Below are 16,638 nucleotides of genomic sequence, written 5' to 3'. Positions count from 1 at the left end.
CCACAAGCGGGCGCGAAACGCATCGGGTGCTGGATGGACGAGTGGATCGGCGTTGCGATTGCACTGGCCTCGAGCTGCCTCGGCGGCACGGCGGCGGCGATCACGCGGTATCTGGCCGGTAACGCCGACCCGATCACGCTTGCGATCCTGCGCTGGGCGATCGGTTTCCTCTGCGTGCTTCCCGTTGCAGTCCTGCTCGGGGCGAAATGGCCGCCGCGCGAAGATTGGCCGGCGGTCGCCGTGCTCGGCATCGCCTTCTTCGGCGTGTTCTTCGTGCTCTACAACATCGCGATGTCCTACACGACGGCGGCACGCGCGAGCCTCGCATTGGCGACGTTGCCGCTCTCCACCATGGTGGTCGGCGCCGTGCTCGGCATCGAGCCGCTGACGATGCGCAAATCGGCCGGGGTCTCGATTGCGGTGCTCGGCGTCGCCGCGGCGCTGGCATCGGGGCTGTCGGCGGCACCACCGGGGGCATGGCGCGGCGAGCTGATCATGGCGGCCGCGGTGCTCTGCATGGCGTTCTACAACGTGCTGTCGCGACCGTTCATCAGCCGCTCCAGCGCGCTCGGCTTCCTTGCCGTGGGCATGGGCGCGGGTACGGCTGCACTGGTGGCGGTCGGGGCGTTCACCGGCAGCCTGTCGACGCTGCGCGAATTCGGCGCATCGCAGTGGATCGCCGGGCTCTATCTCGGAATTGCCGGCGGCGCGCTGGCCTTCATCCTGTGGGTGCTGGCGCTCGAGCGGGCTTCACCGACCCGTGTCGCCAACACCATGACGGTCAATCCGATCGCGGCCGGGCTGCTGGCGAAGCAATTGATCGGCGAGCCGATCACGGCCAGTCTGGTCGTCGGCCTGATCGCGGTCTGCGCCGGAATCTGGATCGCGACGTCGGAGGCCAAACCGGCCTGATCAGCTGTGCGGAGCGGACGGCGTGGTCACCGGCGGGGCGGCCGGAACGTGTTTCGGCTTCAGCGTGCCGGCGTAGAACGACAGGGCGTAGACCAGGATGATGCCGCCAAGATAGACCCCATAGGATTGCGGCGGAGTGATCGCCCATCGCATGAGGCGTCGAATCGGATTTTGCGGGCCGGCATCGTTGTCCATGCGCTCCTTGTGCGCGAAGGCCGGGGCAAAGGGAAGCGGAATCGCCGGCTCAGGCCACGCTGTTCCCTGCGAAATGGTGAGGCGGGCGGCCTTGCAATACCACATGGGCATCCGCATCTGTCACGCGACGACCAGCCCTTCCTCCCGCACCGATTGCCCGGCATAATCAGCTGATGGAACTGACGCCCCGTTTGCGCCTCATGAATTGGCTGGTCCGCCAGGGTCTGACGGGCCTGCCTGAGAACGATCTGCTGCGCGGCTTCTGCGAGCGCTGCCGGGCCGCCGGCATGCCGTTGTCGCGGGCGATCGTCTTCATCGACACCTTGCATCCGATCTTCGAGGGGCGCGGCTTCCGCTGGAACGACGGCGAGAGCAACGAGGCCGACATCTTCGAATACGGCTCGACCAGCACCGGCGAGGCCAATCAGACCTGGCGGCGGTCGGCGTTCCACCACATGCTCGAAAACGGCCATGACGAGATGGTGATCGATCTCGCCGAGAGCCATGATTTCTCGATGATCGGTGAGCTTGCCGAGAAGGGCCACAAGCATTTCGCCGCCTTCGTGCACCGCTTCGGCGAGGCCGGCACGATCGGCGAGATGGACTGTTTCTATTCCTACTACACCACGCGCCATTCGGACGGGTTCGGCGACCTTCACATGTCGGCGCTGCGCGACCTGGTGCCGGTGCTCGGGCTTGCGATCAAATCCGCGGCGCAGGTCGAGATCGCCCGCACGCTCGGCCGGGTCTATCTCGGCCGCGAGACGGCGGAGCAGGTGCTGCGCGGGCGCATGCAGCGCGGCATCACAGAGAAGATCAAGGCCGTGCTGTGGTACTCCGACGTGCGCGGCTCGACCGCGATCAGCGAGCGCATTGGCCCCGACGAGATCATTCCGTTCCTCAACGATTACGCGCAGGCCTCGATCGACGCGATCCACGACGCGGGCGGCGAGGTGCTGAAGCTGATCGGCGACGGCGTTTTGGCGATGTTCACCAGCGAGAACATGGCAAGCGCCAGACGCGCGGCACTGCGTGCCGAGCACAGATTCCGCCATAACATCCGCGTGCTGAACGATCGCCGCGAGAACGAGAACCGGCCGACCACCACGGCCTATGTCGGCCTCCATGTCGGCGAAGTCTTCTACGGCAACATCGGCAGCGAGGACCGGCTCGACTTCACGGTGGTCGGGCCCGCCGTCAACGAGGTCAGCCGGATCGCCTCGATGTGCGCTTCCGTTGACCGCGAATTGCTGACTTCGACCGATTTCCGCACCGGGCTGGATGCCGCCGGCCGCAACTACCTGGTTTCCACCGGCCGTTTCGTGTTGCGCGGCATCGGCCATGCGCAGGATCTCTATACACTGGATCCGGCCGTGCCTGCCGACGAGGTCGTCGGCGGCAAGTATGAGCGGTATCTGGCGAGCTAGGCAGCCCCTTCCTCCGTCATTGCAAGCGAAGCGAAGCAATCCACGTCTCCCCGCGTGGAAGAATGGATTGCTTCGTCGCTTCGCTCCTCGCAATGACGGCTGAGAAAGCCCGGCCTAGCAGCGCGCCGGCTCGCCGACCATGTCGGGCTGCCGCGTCAGCGACACCGCGGGCGACAGCAGGATCACCAGCGCCTGGGCGGCGAAGATCGCGGCCGCGAGATAGAGGCAGGCCTCGGCGCCGTAGAACCCACCGACGATGGCGCCGAGCGCGGAGCCAAGCGGACGGGCGCCGTAGCTCATGATGTTGATCGCCGAGACGCGGCCGAGCAGCGAGGGCGGCGTCACCGACTGCCTGAGTGTGGTGGTCGAGATCACCCAGAGGATCGGACCGACACCGAGCAGGAAGAAGCCGAGGCCGGCGAGCAGCGGCGTTGCGATCCAGGTCGTCAGTGCCATCACCAGCGAGGCGACGAGGCCAGTCACCGGGCCGAGCCCGATCACGGTGCCGAACGCCAGCCGCTTCATCACCCGCGTTGCGAACAGCGCGCCGACCACCATGCCGACACCATACATCGCAAGCGTCGTGCCGACGCCGGTGGCACTGAGCCCGAGGTGGCGCACCGCATAAGGCACGAACACGGCGAGCAGCAGGAACGATGCGGTATTGAAGATGAACTGGGTGATGAACACAGGCCGCAGCAAGGCGTGATGCATCACGAACGCCGCGCCTTCCTTGATGTCCTGCAATGGATGGCGCCGCGGTGCGGGTGCACGCGCCGGCTCGTAGAGGCCGGCGAGCAGCACGACCGCGATCGCCGACAGCGCCGCGGCAAAGCCGAATGCGGGCGCGGCGCCGACCCAGCCGACCAGCACGCCGCCGAGCGCGGGACCGCTCGCGAACGCGACCGTGCGCGCGAGCTCGATGCGGGCATTCGCTGCCGGGAGTTGCTGCGATGTCACCAGCGACGGGACCAGGGCGGGCGCAGCGACGCTGTAGGCAACCGTGCCGCAGACCGCGATGAAGCCGAGCAAGGCGAGCAGCGGCAGGGTCATTGCGCCGAGCCATAGCAGCAGCAGGATCGCGGCTAGCGCCGCCGCGCGCAGCGCCTCGGAGCCGGCCATGACCCAGCGCCGCGACACGCGGTCGGCGAGCAGGCCGGCCGGAATCGCAAACAGGATGAAGGGCAGCGTCAGCGCGGTCTGCAGCAGGCCGGTCTGGCCTTCGCCGACACCGAGCACCAGCACGGCGACGATGGGCGCGGCCGCAAGCGCGATCTGCTCGGCCGACTGCGCGGCGAGGTTGGACCAGGCGAGGCGATTGAAGGTGGCCGGCAGGCGAGGCGTATCGGCGGACATGGCAGAATCCTTGGGGAAAATCGATCTGGCCATAGTGTGTGGTTGGAAGACGTCCGATCCCACCCGTTTCCCGACAACGTAAAAACAAAGGCCCGCCGGAAACGGCGGGCCTTATCGATGATGTCAAACACGATCGCGTTATTGCGGCGAGGGCGCGAGCTGGCCGGTGATGGTGCCGACCAATGTGGCAGGCCGGCTATCCTCGCCGTTCGCAGACGCCGGAGCCGCCTCGGCCTTGCGCTGCGCCAGCGCGCTGGTCAGGCTGGTCAGCGCGTCGGATCCGGCCGGGAAGCCCGCCTCCGAGAGGATCTTGTCGATCATCGGTTTGAACGCCGAGACCGACAGCAATTGCGCGGCGAGCCCGTCGCCGAGCCCGAGACCGCCATTGCCATGGCCGTTGGCGCCGCCGCGGCCGAGCATGCTGCCGGTATCGAAGATCCGGATGTCGGAGATCTTCTCGATCGGCTTCACCGCCTCGGCGAGTGCGCTCGGGATCACGTTGATGCGGGCGAGGTTGAGGTCGTAGTCGATCATCTCGGCGCTCAGCTTGTTGCGCGCCTCCGCCTTCAATGTCGCAACTTCTGCCTCGGCCTGACCGAGTGCCTTGACGCCGGCGGCGCGGGTGGTGGCTGCGTTGGCGTCGGCTTTCGCCAGCACGTTGGTGGCCTCGGCCTTGTTGGCCGCAGCCTGCTTCTCAGCTTCCGCCATCACCGTGATCGGCATTGCATTGGTCTCGGCAACCTTGCGCGCGGCGATCACGTTGATGATCTTGTCGCGTTCGGCGACCTCGGTGGCGCGGGCGGTGGTCACCTTTTCCTCGGCCGCGATCGCGAGTGCGCGCGCGGTCTCCGCGATGGTCTGGGCTTCCGACTGCTCCTTGCTCTTGGTCGCAACCGCGATTGCGGCTTCCTGCGCCACGATCTGCAGCTCGCGGTCGGTCTCAGTGGTGCGGCGCTTGACCGCGAGATCGGCCTCGATCTTGCGGGTGTCGCGGGCCTGGTTGGCCTCAGTCTGCTTGTTGGCGACCGCGAGCTCCTGCTGGATGCGGTATTCGGCCTCGTTCTGCAACGCGGTCTGCTCGACCTGCGCGGTCTGCGCGCGCATCGCGGCGGTCTTGTTGGCGATGTCGCGCTGCTGGGCGAGCTCGGCCTCGCGCTTGGTGCTTTCGATCGTCAGCGTGGTCTGCCGCGCAACCAGGTCCTGCTGGGCGATGTTGACCTCGGTGGTGCGCACGATCTGGTTGCGCTCCTGCTCGCGCTCCTTGGTGATCTTGGTCAGCGTGGTGAGACCGTGCGCGTCGAAGAAATTGCTCGGGTTGAAATGCTTGATGTCGCTCTGGTCGAGCCGGGTTAGCGACACCGATTCAAGCTCGAGGCCGTTGTTCTGGATGTCGGCGCCGACCGCGTCCTGCACCGCCTTGACGAACGTCGCGCGCCGCTCCTGCAATTCCTCGAGGTTCATGGTCGCGGCGACCGAGCGCAGGCCGTCGACGAATTTTGCTTCCACCAGCTCGCGCAGCTCGGCGGCGTCGTTGGTGCGGTTGCCGAGCGTCTGCGCGGCCAGGGCGATCGAGGAGCTATCGGGTTTGACGCGCAGATAGAACTCGGCGCCGATGTCGACGCGCATGCGGTCCTTGGTGATCAACGAGTCCGGACCGCCGCGCGCCACCTCGAGCCGTAGCGTCTTCAGGTTCACCGCGGCGGTGGAGTGGAAGATCGGCAGCACCAGCGAGCCGCCGTCGAGCACCACCTTCTGGCCGCCGAGGCCGGTGCGGACATAGGCCTCATCGCGCGTCGAGCGCTTGTAGAGTTTTGCGAACAGCAGACCGATGACGAGAATGGCAAGGACGCCGATGACGACGGGTATAGCAAGTTCCCACATGTGTTATGCCCTGTTGGAAGATTGTTGTTCGACGAGGTCGGAGGGAGCGGCAATCGCGATGAAGCCTTTGGCATCACGATCGACCAGCAGCACGCTGGCGCCGACCGGCAAGGCCTCGGACTCTGCGCTGGCACGCGCCGACACGGTGTGCCAGTTGCCGAAGACATCCTTGAGACGGACTCGGCCGGGCAGACCCTGATCGAGCGGGCCGACCGACACGGTCGCGACCTTGCCGACAAAGTCGCTGTCATTGACCGCATAGCTCTCGTCGCGGGGAATGATGCGGGCGAGGCCGCGGCTGCTGTTTCTGATCACGGGGAGGCTGCCGGCAGCAGCCACCAGCGCGGCAATGGAAACCGGGATGGCGGTGCCTACGGCATGCGCCAGTCCCTGAAGCAGAAAGCCTCCGATCGAGAATATGCCAAGTATCAGGATGATCAGGATCAGGAGGGGAAGCCGCCCGGCGTTGATCCAGAGAAACAGGCCACTGAGAGCATTGTGGCTCTCGGCTTCGACCGCGAACTCCTTGCCGATGAGTTCGCTGATCGAAAGTCCGACCATGGTGGTGAGCAACTCGATACCGCCAAGTGCCACCATGATCGCAGCCGCGACCGCAAAGGGCCGTACGTCGGGGGCGAGCAGGATGTCGCCAACTGCACTCATTTTTCTGACTTGATCCTTTCAAGCCGCGCCGCGATTTCCTTTTCGCGATGCAGGCGATCGAGTTCGTCAAGCTCCTTGTCGCCGAGCACGCTGGAAGCGGGAACACCGGTGACCCGGGCGATCGCCGCCATGGCGCGTTCAGCACTCAATGTATTGGTCGTCGATGGGCCCCGGCTGGTTTCGTCCTTGGCCTCGCGGATCAGACTTTGTTCGAGATCGGCCAATCGCGCTTCGGCCTCGCGGCGCGCACCGAGCATGGCCTGCAGCGCCTTGGTCTGCTCGTCGATTTCGAGCTCGATGAAATCCATCGCGCGTTCCAGCGCGATCACCTGCGACTCCAGGTCAATTTGCCGAGCGACCCCGGCGCGCGCGAGGTCCTCGCGACTTTCCGCAAGTGCGAGACGGATCTTCTCGTTCAGGCCAGCGGTTTCGGTATCCAGTTCTTCACGCCGCTTCTTCAGTCGGAATTCTTCGGCGCGCGACTTGCCGAGCGCATAGCGCGCTTCGTCGGCGCCGGCGTCGATCTCGCGGATCGCCTGTTTGACCAGCGCGACCTTGTTGTTGCTCTCGACATTGTCGATGGTCTGGCTCGCGATGGCGGCAAGAAGCCGGCCCATGCGTGCAAGGATGCCTTCGTGAAGCATGGTCTTCTCCTCCGGTTGTGCTGATTTCGATTTGACGGCGATGTGGATTTCGTAGCCGCGACCATCCGAGATCAAATGCGCCGGGAAGGGGCTTTCCCAGCCCGAGACATATCCCGGCACGTCGAACGGCACCAAGACACGTCCGCTGACAGTGCTAATGGTCAGTGAAGTTGGGCCCTTGATCGCGAACAACTTGTCGTCGAGCGGTATCCGGCGGACGGCGGCACCCGCGACGTAGTTGGCGCGGTCGCGCAGTCCGAGCGTCACGAGGCGCGCGGGCAGGCCGGTCTCCTTGCGGATTCGCTCATAGGCCTGGGCGTGCAGCGAGACGAGGTTGGCACCGACGGGAGCGACCTCGGCGAGGATTGCCATCATCCGGTCATAGGCCGCAAAGGTCGCCTCGATCGCCTCGATGCCTGAGGGGTCAGGGGTGAGGGCGTAGCGCAGCGTGGCGGTCGGCGTCTCGACGGGAAGCTTGATCATGGCTCTAACGTAAAGCACTTCCTCAGTGCTTTACAAGGCTGGCAGCCGGTATCATTTCCGTGATCCCAGATGCAGTTGCAAATGAGTTGCAATAACGGGAGAGATCGGCCATCCTGCGGGCATGGACGCTCGGACTCCTGACATGTCTTCCGTTTCCGTTCCCAACGCCGTGCCCGGCGGTTGGCGCGATGATGCCGGCCATGCGCGCAGCCTTCCCGAGGTGAACGCGACCGTTCAGGTGCCGAGCGCAGGCGTCTGGTGGCGCCGGCTGCTGGCCTTCGCCGGGCCGGGCTATTTGGTCTCGGTCGGCTACATGGACCCCGGCAACTGGGCCACCGATCTCGCGGGCGGCTCGAAGTTTGGCTACACGCTGCTGTCGGTCATCCTGCTCTCCAACCTGATGGCGATCCTGCTGCAGGCGCTTGCCGCGCGGCTTGGCATCGCCACCGATCGCGATCTGGCGCAGGCCTGCCGCGCGACCTATTCGCGGCCGGTGAACCTGCTGCTGTGGCTCGCCTGCGAGGCCGCGATCATCGCCTGCGACCTCGCCGAGGTGATCGGCACCGCGATCGCGCTGAAGCTGCTGTTCGGCATCCCCCTGATCGGCGGTGCGCTGCTGGCCGCGCTCGATGCGTTCCTTTTGCTGCTGCTGATGAACCGCGGCTTCCGCTTCCTCGAAGCCTTCGTGATCGCGCTCCTGATCGTCATTGCGGTCTGCTTCGTGGTGCAGATCGCCGCGGCCGCGCCGCCGATCGCCGGCGTGCTCGGCGGCTTCATGCCCTCGCGCGAGATCGTCACCAATCCGGAGATGCTCTACATCGCGATCGGCATCATCGGCGCTACCGTGATGCCGCATAACCTCTATCTGCACTCATCGATCGTGCAGACCCGCGCCTATCCGCGCACCGAGGAGGGGCGGCGCGACGCGATCAAATGGGCGACGACGGATTCCACCATCGCGCTGATGCTGGCGCTGTTCGTCAACGCCGCGATCCTGGTGCTGGCGGCCGCGACCTTCCACAAGAGCGGCCATTCCGACGTCGCCGAGATCGATCAGGCGTTCGAGCTGCTGTCGCCGCTGCTCGGCCTCGGCATCGCCTCGACGCTGTTTGCCGTGGCGCTATTGGCCTCCGGCCTCAACTCGACGGTGACGGCGACGCTGGCCGGCCAGATCGTGATGCAGGGCTTCCTCGACCTCAAGCTGCCCGACTGGCTGCAGCGGCTGGTGACCCGCGGCATCGCGATCGTCCCGGTCATCGTGGTCGCGGCGCTCTATGGCGAGAGCGGCACCGCGCGGCTCCTGGTGTTCAGCCAGGTCGTGCTGTCGATGCAGCTGCCGTTCGCGGTGATCCCTCTGGTGCGCTTCGTGTCCGATAAGCGCAAGATGGGCGCGTTCGCGATCTCGATGCCGGTTGCGGTGGCGGCGTGGATCGTCGCCGGGCTGATCGTGATCCTGAACGTGAAGCTGTTGTTCGATACGCTGTTCGGGACCTAGCGCGAACGCTAGTCCTGCGGCTCAGCCAGCCCTTCGCCTGACGCGTCGACGCGCAGCCAGCCCGACGGGGCGAGCCGCTGCTGCGGCAGGAAGCGGCCCTTGTAGTCCATCTTCTTGGAGCCCTCGATCCAGTAACCGAGATAGACGTAAGGCAGGCCCTGGCGGCGGGCGCGGGCGATGTGATCGAGGATCATGAAGGTGCCGAGCGAGCGGGCCTCAAGCCCCGGCTCGAAGAACGAATAGACCATCGACAGCCCGTCGCTGAGCACGTCGGTCAGCGCCACCGCCATCAACTCGTCGCCGCGGCCGGTGATGGCGCTGTCGGCATTGCGCTTGCGGTATTCGATGATCCGGGTCTCGACATGGCTGTCCTCGACCATCATCGCATAGTCCAGCACGGTCATGTCGGCCATGCCGCCGTTGCGGTGGCGGCGGTCGAGATAGGCCCGGAACACCGAATATTGCTCTGATGTCGGCACCGCGGTGCGTTGCTCGCCGATGATGTCGGCGTTGCGGGCGAGAACCTTGCGGAAATTGCGGGACGGGCGGAATTCGTTGGCGACGACCCGGACCGAGACGCAGGCCCGGCACTGGTCGCAGGCCGGGCGGTAGGCGATCGACTGGCTGCGCCGGAAGCCGCCATGGGTCAGCAAGTCGTTGAGATCGCCCGCTTTGTCTCCGACCAGGTGCGTGAAAACCTTCCGCTCGTGGCGGCCCGGAAGATACGGGCAGGGCGAGGGCGCCGTCAGATAAAACTGCGGGGTATCACGCGAGTGCTGGGTCACGTCTGATCGTCGGGCTCCACAAACAATACAGGCAGCCGAGTTAGCATCGCCCCCCGGAGGCTAACGGTCAATTGGTTTAGGCGGGCCTAATAGGAGGCCCGCGCGGCCGGGGATATCTGGGTCCGGACCGAGCTGTTGATAACGACGGTTCCGAGGATGATGTCGTGCAGCAGCCGGCGGCGGCCGTTGAACAGCCCGACCAGCAGCACCAGCGGCGACAGGAACGAGATCGTGACCCAGAACAGCACCGCGTGGGTGGCGCCGAGCACGAAATAGCCGCGGGCGCCGTACCAGGTACGCAGTTCCAGATCCATCATGCGCATGCCGATGGTGGCCGAGTGCTGGCCGCCGATCGAGGCGCCGTAATAGACGATGGCCCAGACGATCGACGCCGGCGACACCAGCCAGAACAGCGCCCAGCCGAGGCCGAGCGTGACCAGGCCAAACACGGCAATGAAGATCACGGCGAGAATCACCGGCACCGACAGCACCACGAGGTCGATCAGGAATGCAAAGACACGTCGGGTCAGCACGCCGCGGAACAGATCCGGCTCTATCGATGGATCGAACGCATGCGGGGGAACGCCGCCGTCATTGCGCCAGGCATCGTTGCGCCAGGTGCCGCCGTCATTGCCGTAGGACATGACCAACCTCCGATGAAAGTCCCGCGCAGGACATGGGAACAGCGGGCTCGCCTGCCAAGTCCGGGCGAACATTAACTAGCCGAAATATTCCGGCGATTCGGCGGCCGGTCTGTGCCGGGTTTGCGGGCAGGGCTTTGGTGCAGCAAACCAATGTTGCTGCGCCGGGGAGCCTGCTTCGCTCAGCGCTCCGCCTTGATCTTCTCGGCGGCCTTCGGCGCGAAATAGGTCAGGATGCCGTCGGCGCCGGCGCGCTTGAAGCCGACCAGGCTCTCCATCATCGCACGCTCGCCGTCGATCCAGCCATTGGCGGCGGCGCCTGCGATCATCGCGTATTCGCCGGACACCTGGTACACGAAGGTCGGCATCGCGAAATGGTCCTTCACGCGGCGGACGATGTCGAGATAGGGCATGCCGGGCTTCACCATCACCATGTCGGCGCCCTCGGCGATGTCGAGTTCGACCTCGCGCAATGCCTCGTCGGAATTGGCGCTGTCCATCTGATAGGTCCGCTTGTCGCCGGTTAGCGTCTTGGCCGAGCCGATCGCGTCACGGAACGGGCCATAGAAGGCCGAAGCGTATTTCGCCGCATAGGACATGATCTGCACGTCGCCGAAGCCGTTGTCGTCGAGCGCCTCGCGGATCGCGCCGATGCGGCCGTCCATCATGTCGGACGGCGCGATCACGTCGCAGCCGGCCTCGGCCTGGGTCAGCGCCTGCTTCACCAGCACCGCGACGGTCTCGTCGTTGAGGATCTTGCCATCCTCGATCAGCCCGTCATGGCCGTGGCTGGTGAAGGGGTCGAGCGCGACGTCGCAGAGCACGCCGATATCGGGAAACTCCTTCTTGATGGCGCGCACCGCCTGGCAGACCAGATTATCGGGATTGAGCGCCTCCGAGCCTTGCTCGTCGCGCAGCGCTGGCTCGGTGAAGGGAAACAGCGCGATGCAGGGGATGTTGAGCTTTGCGGCGCGCTCGGCATCGCGCACAATCTGGTCGACGGTGAGCCGATCGACGCCGGGCATCGATGCCACCGGCGTGCGGGTGTTGTGGCCATCGACCACGAACATCGGCCAGATCAGGTCGTCGGTGGTCAGCACGTTCTCGCGCACCAGCCGGCGGGCCCATTCCGACTTGCGATTGCGGCGCATCCGGATCGTCAGGTCGAGCGAGGGGGAGGCGAGGGCATCGGTCTGGCGCCGCGGTGTGTCGCGCAATTCGATCGGACGCCCGAATTTGATCGCCATGTCTTGTTCTCCCCGGGGACGGCTGGCCTGGACCTGATATAAGTCTATTTCTAGCACCTGACAGCGGCGCCGTCATTGCGCCCCAAGCGCCCTTGATTTGCCGCAACGGCAATTGATTTTGGGCTCCCGGCGGGCCAAGACTGCGCCATGAACCCCATTTTGCAGCTGCCATGCGGCGATTCGGATGTCTGACACCTCTGCACGCGATCAGGCCCGGGACAACGCCATCTCGGTGAGCGCGATCTCGTCGGACCGGATCGAGCCGGACGACAATGCGTGGACGCGGCGTCTCGTCATCTTCCTGCGCATCATGGCCGTCGTCTCGGTCGCCAAGGGCCTCTATCACTGGGCCCAGGTGACCGGCTTCGTCGGCGGCGAGGAGGAGGCCTTCGAGAACCAGTCGATGGCCTGGCAGACCGCCACGATCTATTTTGCCGTCATCGAGCTCGTCGCCGCCGTCGGGCTCTGGCTCGCGACGCCCTGGGGCGCCGTGGTGTGGCTGACCACCGTGGTGTCGATGGCGGTCATCGAGCTGATGTTTCCCGCCATCTATGGCGGCAGTCTCACCGTGGTCGGGCTCGAGGCCGTGATGCTCGCGGCCTATCTCGCTCTGGCCTGGATGTCGGCACGCGAACGCCCGCCATAGGCTCGCCCGCTGCGCCGGCCTGATGCTGTTGCCCGGCTGCGACAGGGCGACGAATTGCGGCCGGCGGCCGCCGATTCAAGACAGTCGTGCGCGCAACGAGAAGACAGCCTCGGTGGTTCTGCTAGGTGGATGCGACAGATCGCATCCTTTCGAGGCGCCCCGTTTCCGGAGCATCTCCACGGGACCTGCCGTCGGGATCCATTGCTCCGGATCTTGGTGCGTGTGCCGGCCGGCTTTGCGCGGGCCGACGGCGGAACCGGTCTCACCCACACCTGACGCTGACGGCTTGCGCGTATCGCGCGTGTCCCGCCGCGATGCACTCCGATAAAATTTTCAAAGAATTTTCCGGTAACCGATCGGTCACCGTAAAGGGTTCCCTCACACTCGTTACGCCGTCGTTTCGAATTCAGACGATGCTGTTTCCGAATGTGACAGGAGGGGCAGACGAAGCGTGAACAAAGGGTCTGCCACCGTCAATGAAAAGTTGCGAAAAGTCCTTGATCCATGGGCTTAATCCACGATTCACTGTCTTAAATTCATGATCTCTTTATTCTCTTATTTAAGCGGATATTCAAACGGCCCCCTTACGTTGGACCTATCAGGCGGGACACAAGTTTCGTCGAATAAAGTCGATAAAAACGACAAACAGGGGAAGTGTCATGATGAAAGCCGTTGCGACAACGGCGGCGGATGCCGCTGATCGCGCTGCCGGTCAAGCTCCGGTGCAGCCGCTCTATCTCGAAGCCCTGACTTTGGTGGAGCGGCTGCATCGCCGGCTCCTCGACGTCATCAAGGACGAATTCGATCGTCGCGGCCGCGCCGACATCAACTCGGTGCAGGCACTGCTCCTGTACAACATCGGCGACAAGGAACTGACCGCCGGCGAGCTGCGCACCCGCGGTTACTATCTCGGCTCCAACGTCTCCTACAATCTGAAGAAGCTCGTCGAGCTCGGCTTCCTCGATCATCAGCGCTCGCGCGTCGATCGCCGCTCGGTCCGCATCCGTCTGACTCCGCAGGGCCAGGAAGTCCGCAAGATCGTCGATGCGCTCTATCAGAAGCACGTCAAGACGGTGGAGCAGGTCGGCGGCATCTCGAACGAGGAGTTCGCGAGCCTCAACAAGTCGCTGCATCGCCTCGAGCGGTTCTGGACCGACCAGATCCTGTATCGCCTCTGAGCCTTCCTCTTTTCGCCTGATGGCCAAGCCGGCCGCTTGAGAAGACCGGCAGCCTTCCTCCAGTTAACGCATCGGTCATGCCCGGCCGATGCGTTTTTCATGTTGCACCTGCGAAAATAAATGGGCTCCGACGAGGAACCAACGTGTTCCCTGCGCTTTATCTGTTGCCCAACAGAGAGACAGGACATGCTGGTCGAGCGCGGGATCGAGGTACTGAATGTCGAGGTGGTCGGTGACGCCTACGCGATCGCCTCGAATTATCTGCGCAAATCCGGCGCGATTCCTGACACTTTCGCCACCAATGAGCGCCTGCTCGGTATCATCGTGAAGCTGTTCCAGCGCGGTGAGCTGAACCGGCTCCGCCTCGCCAACAAGGCGATCGCGAAGTTCGAGGCCGAGACGCTGGTGGTCGCCTGAGCGTCAACCCGGAGACTTCAATGGAAGCCGCTATCGATCGCATCATGCAGACGTACGATCTGCTGCTCAATCGCACGTCCGCTGCAAGCGACGAAGCGCGGGCGAAGGTGACGGAGTACGTGCAAACGCTGTTCGAGGCGGGCGAACGCGACACGCACCGGTTGACCGTGTGCGGCCTGACCTATCTGCGCCAGCTCGACGGCAGCACCGACCACGTGAAGGCCGGGTATACCGGGCTGTAGAACGTTGCTCGGCACCTCATTTGCTTCGCGCGCAATGAGACGGGCAGGGCCTCCGATTCAACCGTCAAACAGCCGCCCGGTGTCATCACCCGCGAAGGCGGGTGATCCAGTATTCCAGAGACAGTCGTTATTGAGCGGAGAGGCCGCGGCGTACTGGATCGCCCGGTCGAGCCGGGCGATGACAGTCGAGAATGGGGACACAGCTTCGCTACGCCCGTCACGTTGTGCCTAACTCGCCTCGGGGAGGGACGTCGTTGAGACGGCAACGGCGCGAGGTCAAAACTGGCGAGGTCAAAACTGGAACGGCGCCACCGAGACGGCCAGCTTTCCATCCGCTGATTTTTGCACCGTGAATTCCACCTCTTTCGATGCTTTGACGTCGCCCACGGAAACCGAAATTCCGCCGCTACACTGCAAAGTCCGCTTGTCCTTGCTCGTCGACGTCGTGACGATCCGCTCACCGAGAAGATATTGCGGCTTCGAATTCTCCTGGGGCGGTTTTGCCGTCGACTCCTTGGCCGCATAGTTGACCAGTGGATTGCGGTGATCGTCGGCAACGGCCTGTAGCACGGCCTTTCGGGTTTCGATTGAATCGCACTCGAGCTGATTGCCGCAACCGCTCAAGGCGATCAGAAGCGGAAAGCTCAGAACAGATCGCAATCGTAATGACATGCCAGACATCGCGAAGCTCGCATCCTTACTGCCTGGATCGATCAAGGACGAAGACGGCATGAAACAGCAGCCCGTCGTTAGTGCGGACTTCGATGGCAACGTCATGTTCGCCGCCGAAACGGCCGGCGTCTCGGGCGATGCCGGCCAGCGTGTTCGCGGCTTCGACTTTTGCCGCTCTCAGGTCGGCAAGATCCAACCCCTCTTCATCGGGGTATACATCGCCGTCGTCTCTGATGTCGAAGAAGTAGCGGGGCATTTCCATTGCTCCTCGCAATGGTGAGCAACAACCGTCCGATGGATTGTGTTCCTATTCGGGTGGCGGGAGTTCCGCCGACGACAGCCATTCGCTCATGTGAGCGGCCGTATCGGCCTGCAGGGTTTTCGGGAGTCCGGCAGGAAGAGCCCTTGCTCCCCGCGCTAGCTCTTGGCCTCTGCGAGAAGGCGATCTTCCAAGCGTTACGCCATCTGCCTTCAGCGCCGCCAGCGTTGCAGGCGTGTGCCAATGAACCGTCACTGCGTCCCGTCTGCGCATCGGTGAGCAGACGGGACTTCAGTGCTTACTTGCTCTCCGGCTTCCAGGTCGTGCTGGCCCGATCGTACTTGAAGCCTGGTGCAGCCTTCAGGCTGTCCTTGGTCTCGTCGAGTGTGAGCCACCACTTGTCGTCTTTCTTCTGAGACTTGACCGCCGTGTATGGCACGATCACGTCCTTTTCGCCGGCGCCGAGAAAGCCACCGACGCCGACGACGAGGCCGGTCACCTTGCCCGCCTTGTCGACAAGCACGTCGTCGATTGTCCCGATCTTGGATTCCTTCGGGTCGTAGACATTCTGCTTGTAATAGTTGGCGATGGTCCAACTCTCCGCTGGGGCGGAGGACATGGTTGTCGCCGCATGCGCAGCGGTAGCGAACGCCGCGGCTGTGATGCAGCCGATAGCAAAATTCCTCATCAGAGAACTCCTTGCCTGAAGACCATTTAGTTGGTGCTGCAGACCTTGACGGTCTTCATGCCGGTTTCGGCCTCGGAGCGGGTCTTGTAGATGGTGCCCGATGGGCTGACGACGGTGGTCGTCGTGTCGACCGGCTTCTGGTCGACGATCGTGCACTTCTTCGTCTTCACGTCCTGCACAACGTAGTATTCATCCGCCGCAAATGCCGGCGTGACAAAGGCGGCAAGCAACGATGCCGCGACAATTGCTCTAACGTTCATGTTCGACTCCTCCAATAGCCGTATCAATCGGCGGAGGTGGAACGGGAGGGAATGGCAATGGTTCCTAAGGCTGAACCGCGACCGCGCGCCATCACCCAAGAGCATCTTTAGGCGCGGCTCCGCCGTTTGCTTCACGCCGAAGGTGCATGGATGCGTTGTGCTGTTCGTTGCTGTCAGTGCGGCCCTGACCATGTCGCGCGTACGATGAGAGCGAGATGAGAGGACCAAGTGCACCCTGACATTCGGTCGCTGCGGGAGCTCGGTCTGAAACGCGAACGGAGTGAGGGAACAGCCGGATGGGTTGTGAATTTAACCTCCACTACTGGAGGAGGACACCATGGACTTCGGAAAAGGCGCTATCCTTTGGCTGCTCGGCGTTCCGCTGCCGATCATCCTGCTGATCGCATTGTTCTGGCACCACTAGGCGCGACATACTCCGGATGTGTTGCGAGGCTCTCGGCATCTGTCGGGAGCCTTTCGCATTTGGGTGGCGTTACGCGGTACACGAGATTCTTCGCAGGTCGAACGCGGGCTCAACGCAAGCGAA

At 64.0% G+C, this 16,638-nt stretch carries 19 protein-coding genes; 7 read left to right on the top strand and 12 right to left on the bottom strand.

The genetic code is table 11. The features are described 5' to 3' along the window. The first annotated feature begins 33 nt into the window (after window positions 1-33). Complete coding sequence (locus CK489_RS30510; RefSeq protein ID WP_095734948.1) at window positions 34-912, top strand: DMT family transporter; 879 nt, start codon at window positions 34-36, stop codon at window positions 910-912. Here CK489_RS30510 and CK489_RS30505 read toward each other — a convergent pair whose 3' ends face one another. Continuing rightward, entirely contained in the window at window positions 913-1,107 is a 195-nt protein-coding gene (locus CK489_RS30505) for a hypothetical protein (protein ID WP_095735189.1), read from the bottom strand. A gap of 173 nt (window positions 1,108-1,280) precedes the next feature. On the opposite strand from CK489_RS30505, the gene CK489_RS30500 reads away from it, so the two are divergent. After that, complete coding sequence (locus CK489_RS30500; protein WP_050627410.1) at window positions 1,281-2,534, top strand: adenylate/guanylate cyclase domain-containing protein; 1,254 nt, start codon at window positions 1,281-1,283, stop codon at window positions 2,532-2,534. Window positions 2,535-2,648: 114 nt separating this feature from the next. Here CK489_RS30500 and CK489_RS30495 read toward each other — a convergent pair whose 3' ends face one another. From CK489_RS30495 to CK489_RS30480, 4 genes are all read right to left on the bottom strand, one after another. Further along, window positions 2,649-3,890 carry an MFS transporter gene (locus tag CK489_RS30495; protein ID WP_095734947.1) on the bottom strand — a complete coding sequence of 414 codons (1,242 nt, stop codon included), beginning with the start codon at window positions 3,888-3,890 and terminating at the stop codon, window positions 2,649-2,651. 138 nt (window positions 3,891-4,028) lie between these two features. After that, window positions 4,029-5,771: a flotillin family protein gene (locus CK489_RS30490; protein WP_095734946.1), complete on the bottom strand. Its 1,743-nt coding sequence runs from the start codon at window positions 5,769-5,771 to the stop codon at window positions 4,029-4,031. Window positions 5,772-5,774: 3 nt separating this feature from the next. Then, entirely contained in the window at window positions 5,775-6,434 is a 660-nt protein-coding gene (locus CK489_RS30485) for an OB-fold-containig protein (protein ID WP_050627407.1), read from the bottom strand. After that, the gene (locus tag CK489_RS30480; RefSeq protein ID WP_095734945.1) at window positions 6,431-7,561 is read right to left on the bottom strand and encodes a PspA/IM30 family protein; all 1,131 of its coding nucleotides are present in this window, start codon (window positions 7,559-7,561) and stop codon (window positions 6,431-6,433) included. Before CK489_RS30480 ends, CK489_RS30485 begins: the two co-directional genes overlap by 4 nt. Window positions 7,562-7,682: 121 nt before the next feature. Here CK489_RS30480 and CK489_RS30475 point away from each other — a divergent pair, with 121 nt between their 5' ends. After that, window positions 7,683-9,056 carry an Nramp family divalent metal transporter gene (locus CK489_RS30475; RefSeq protein ID WP_095734944.1) on the top strand — a complete coding sequence of 458 codons (1,374 nt, stop codon included), beginning with the start codon at window positions 7,683-7,685 and terminating at the stop codon, window positions 9,054-9,056. A gap of 8 nt (window positions 9,057-9,064) precedes the next feature. Here the strand turns inward: CK489_RS30475 and CK489_RS30470 are convergent, their stop codons facing one another. The 3 genes from CK489_RS30470 to hemB form a co-directional block, all read right to left on the bottom strand. Beyond that, window positions 9,065-9,841, bottom strand: coding sequence for an arginyltransferase (locus tag CK489_RS30470; RefSeq protein WP_021078378.1), 777 nt, complete (start codon window positions 9,839-9,841; stop codon window positions 9,065-9,067). An 86-nt stretch (window positions 9,842-9,927) separates the two neighbouring features. Beyond that, window positions 9,928-10,485, bottom strand: a complete 558-nt coding sequence (locus tag CK489_RS30465; RefSeq protein WP_050627404.1) for an RDD family protein — start codon at window positions 10,483-10,485, stop codon at window positions 9,928-9,930. 179 nt (window positions 10,486-10,664) lie between these two features. Then, window positions 10,665-11,729, bottom strand: a complete 1,065-nt coding sequence (gene hemB / locus CK489_RS30460) for a porphobilinogen synthase (RefSeq protein WP_050627403.1) — start codon at window positions 11,727-11,729, stop codon at window positions 10,665-10,667. Between the two features lie 184 nt (window positions 11,730-11,913). Here hemB and CK489_RS30455 point away from each other — a divergent pair, with 184 nt between their 5' ends. The 4 genes from CK489_RS30455 to CK489_RS30440 all read left to right on the top strand — a co-directional run bounded on the left by CK489_RS30455 (window position 11,914) and on the right by CK489_RS30440 (window position 14,212). Next, window positions 11,914-12,375, top strand: a complete 462-nt coding sequence (locus tag CK489_RS30455) for a DUF6163 family protein (RefSeq protein ID WP_050627402.1) — start codon at window positions 11,914-11,916, stop codon at window positions 12,373-12,375. Window positions 12,376-13,034: 659 nt separating this feature from the next. Beyond that, the gene (gene ldtR / locus CK489_RS30450; RefSeq protein WP_024583358.1) at window positions 13,035-13,553 is read left to right on the top strand and encodes a transcriptional regulator LdtR; all 519 of its coding nucleotides are present in this window, start codon (window positions 13,035-13,037) and stop codon (window positions 13,551-13,553) included. A 186-nt stretch (window positions 13,554-13,739) separates the two neighbouring features. Continuing rightward, window positions 13,740-13,970, top strand: coding sequence for a hypothetical protein (locus tag CK489_RS30445; RefSeq protein ID WP_050627401.1), 231 nt, complete (start codon window positions 13,740-13,742; stop codon window positions 13,968-13,970). A gap of 20 nt (window positions 13,971-13,990) precedes the next feature. Beyond that, complete coding sequence (locus CK489_RS30440; protein WP_021078384.1) at window positions 13,991-14,212, top strand: hypothetical protein; 222 nt, start codon at window positions 13,991-13,993, stop codon at window positions 14,210-14,212. A 291-nt stretch (window positions 14,213-14,503) separates the two neighbouring features. Here the strand turns inward: CK489_RS30440 and CK489_RS30435 are convergent, their stop codons facing one another. The 4 genes from CK489_RS30435 to CK489_RS30420 all read right to left on the bottom strand — a co-directional run bounded on the left by CK489_RS30435 (window position 14,504) and on the right by CK489_RS30420 (window position 16,091). Then, entirely contained in the window at window positions 14,504-14,893 is a 390-nt protein-coding gene (locus CK489_RS30435) for a hypothetical protein (RefSeq protein ID WP_143278265.1), read from the bottom strand. Window positions 14,894-14,909: 16 nt separating this feature from the next. Next, on the bottom strand, window positions 14,910-15,140 hold the full coding sequence (locus CK489_RS30430) for a DUF6894 family protein (protein ID WP_095735188.1): 231 nt from the start codon (window positions 15,138-15,140) through the stop codon (window positions 14,910-14,912). A gap of 301 nt (window positions 15,141-15,441) precedes the next feature. Further along, the gene (locus CK489_RS30425; RefSeq protein WP_050627399.1) at window positions 15,442-15,831 is read right to left on the bottom strand and encodes a PRC-barrel domain-containing protein; all 390 of its coding nucleotides are present in this window, start codon (window positions 15,829-15,831) and stop codon (window positions 15,442-15,444) included. 26 nt (window positions 15,832-15,857) lie between these two features. Next, on the bottom strand, window positions 15,858-16,091 hold the full coding sequence (locus CK489_RS30420; protein ID WP_050627481.1) for a hypothetical protein: 234 nt from the start codon (window positions 16,089-16,091) through the stop codon (window positions 15,858-15,860). Window positions 16,092-16,638 lie beyond the last annotated feature (547 nt).

Origin of the sequence: Bradyrhizobium sp. UFLA03-84 (assembly GCF_002289535.1) — a bacterium.
Taxonomy (GTDB): domain Bacteria; phylum Pseudomonadota; class Alphaproteobacteria; order Rhizobiales; family Xanthobacteraceae; genus Bradyrhizobium; species Bradyrhizobium viridifuturi.
Note: the sequence above shows the minus strand (reverse complement) of the source record. Positions and strands in the feature narration are given on the sequence as shown.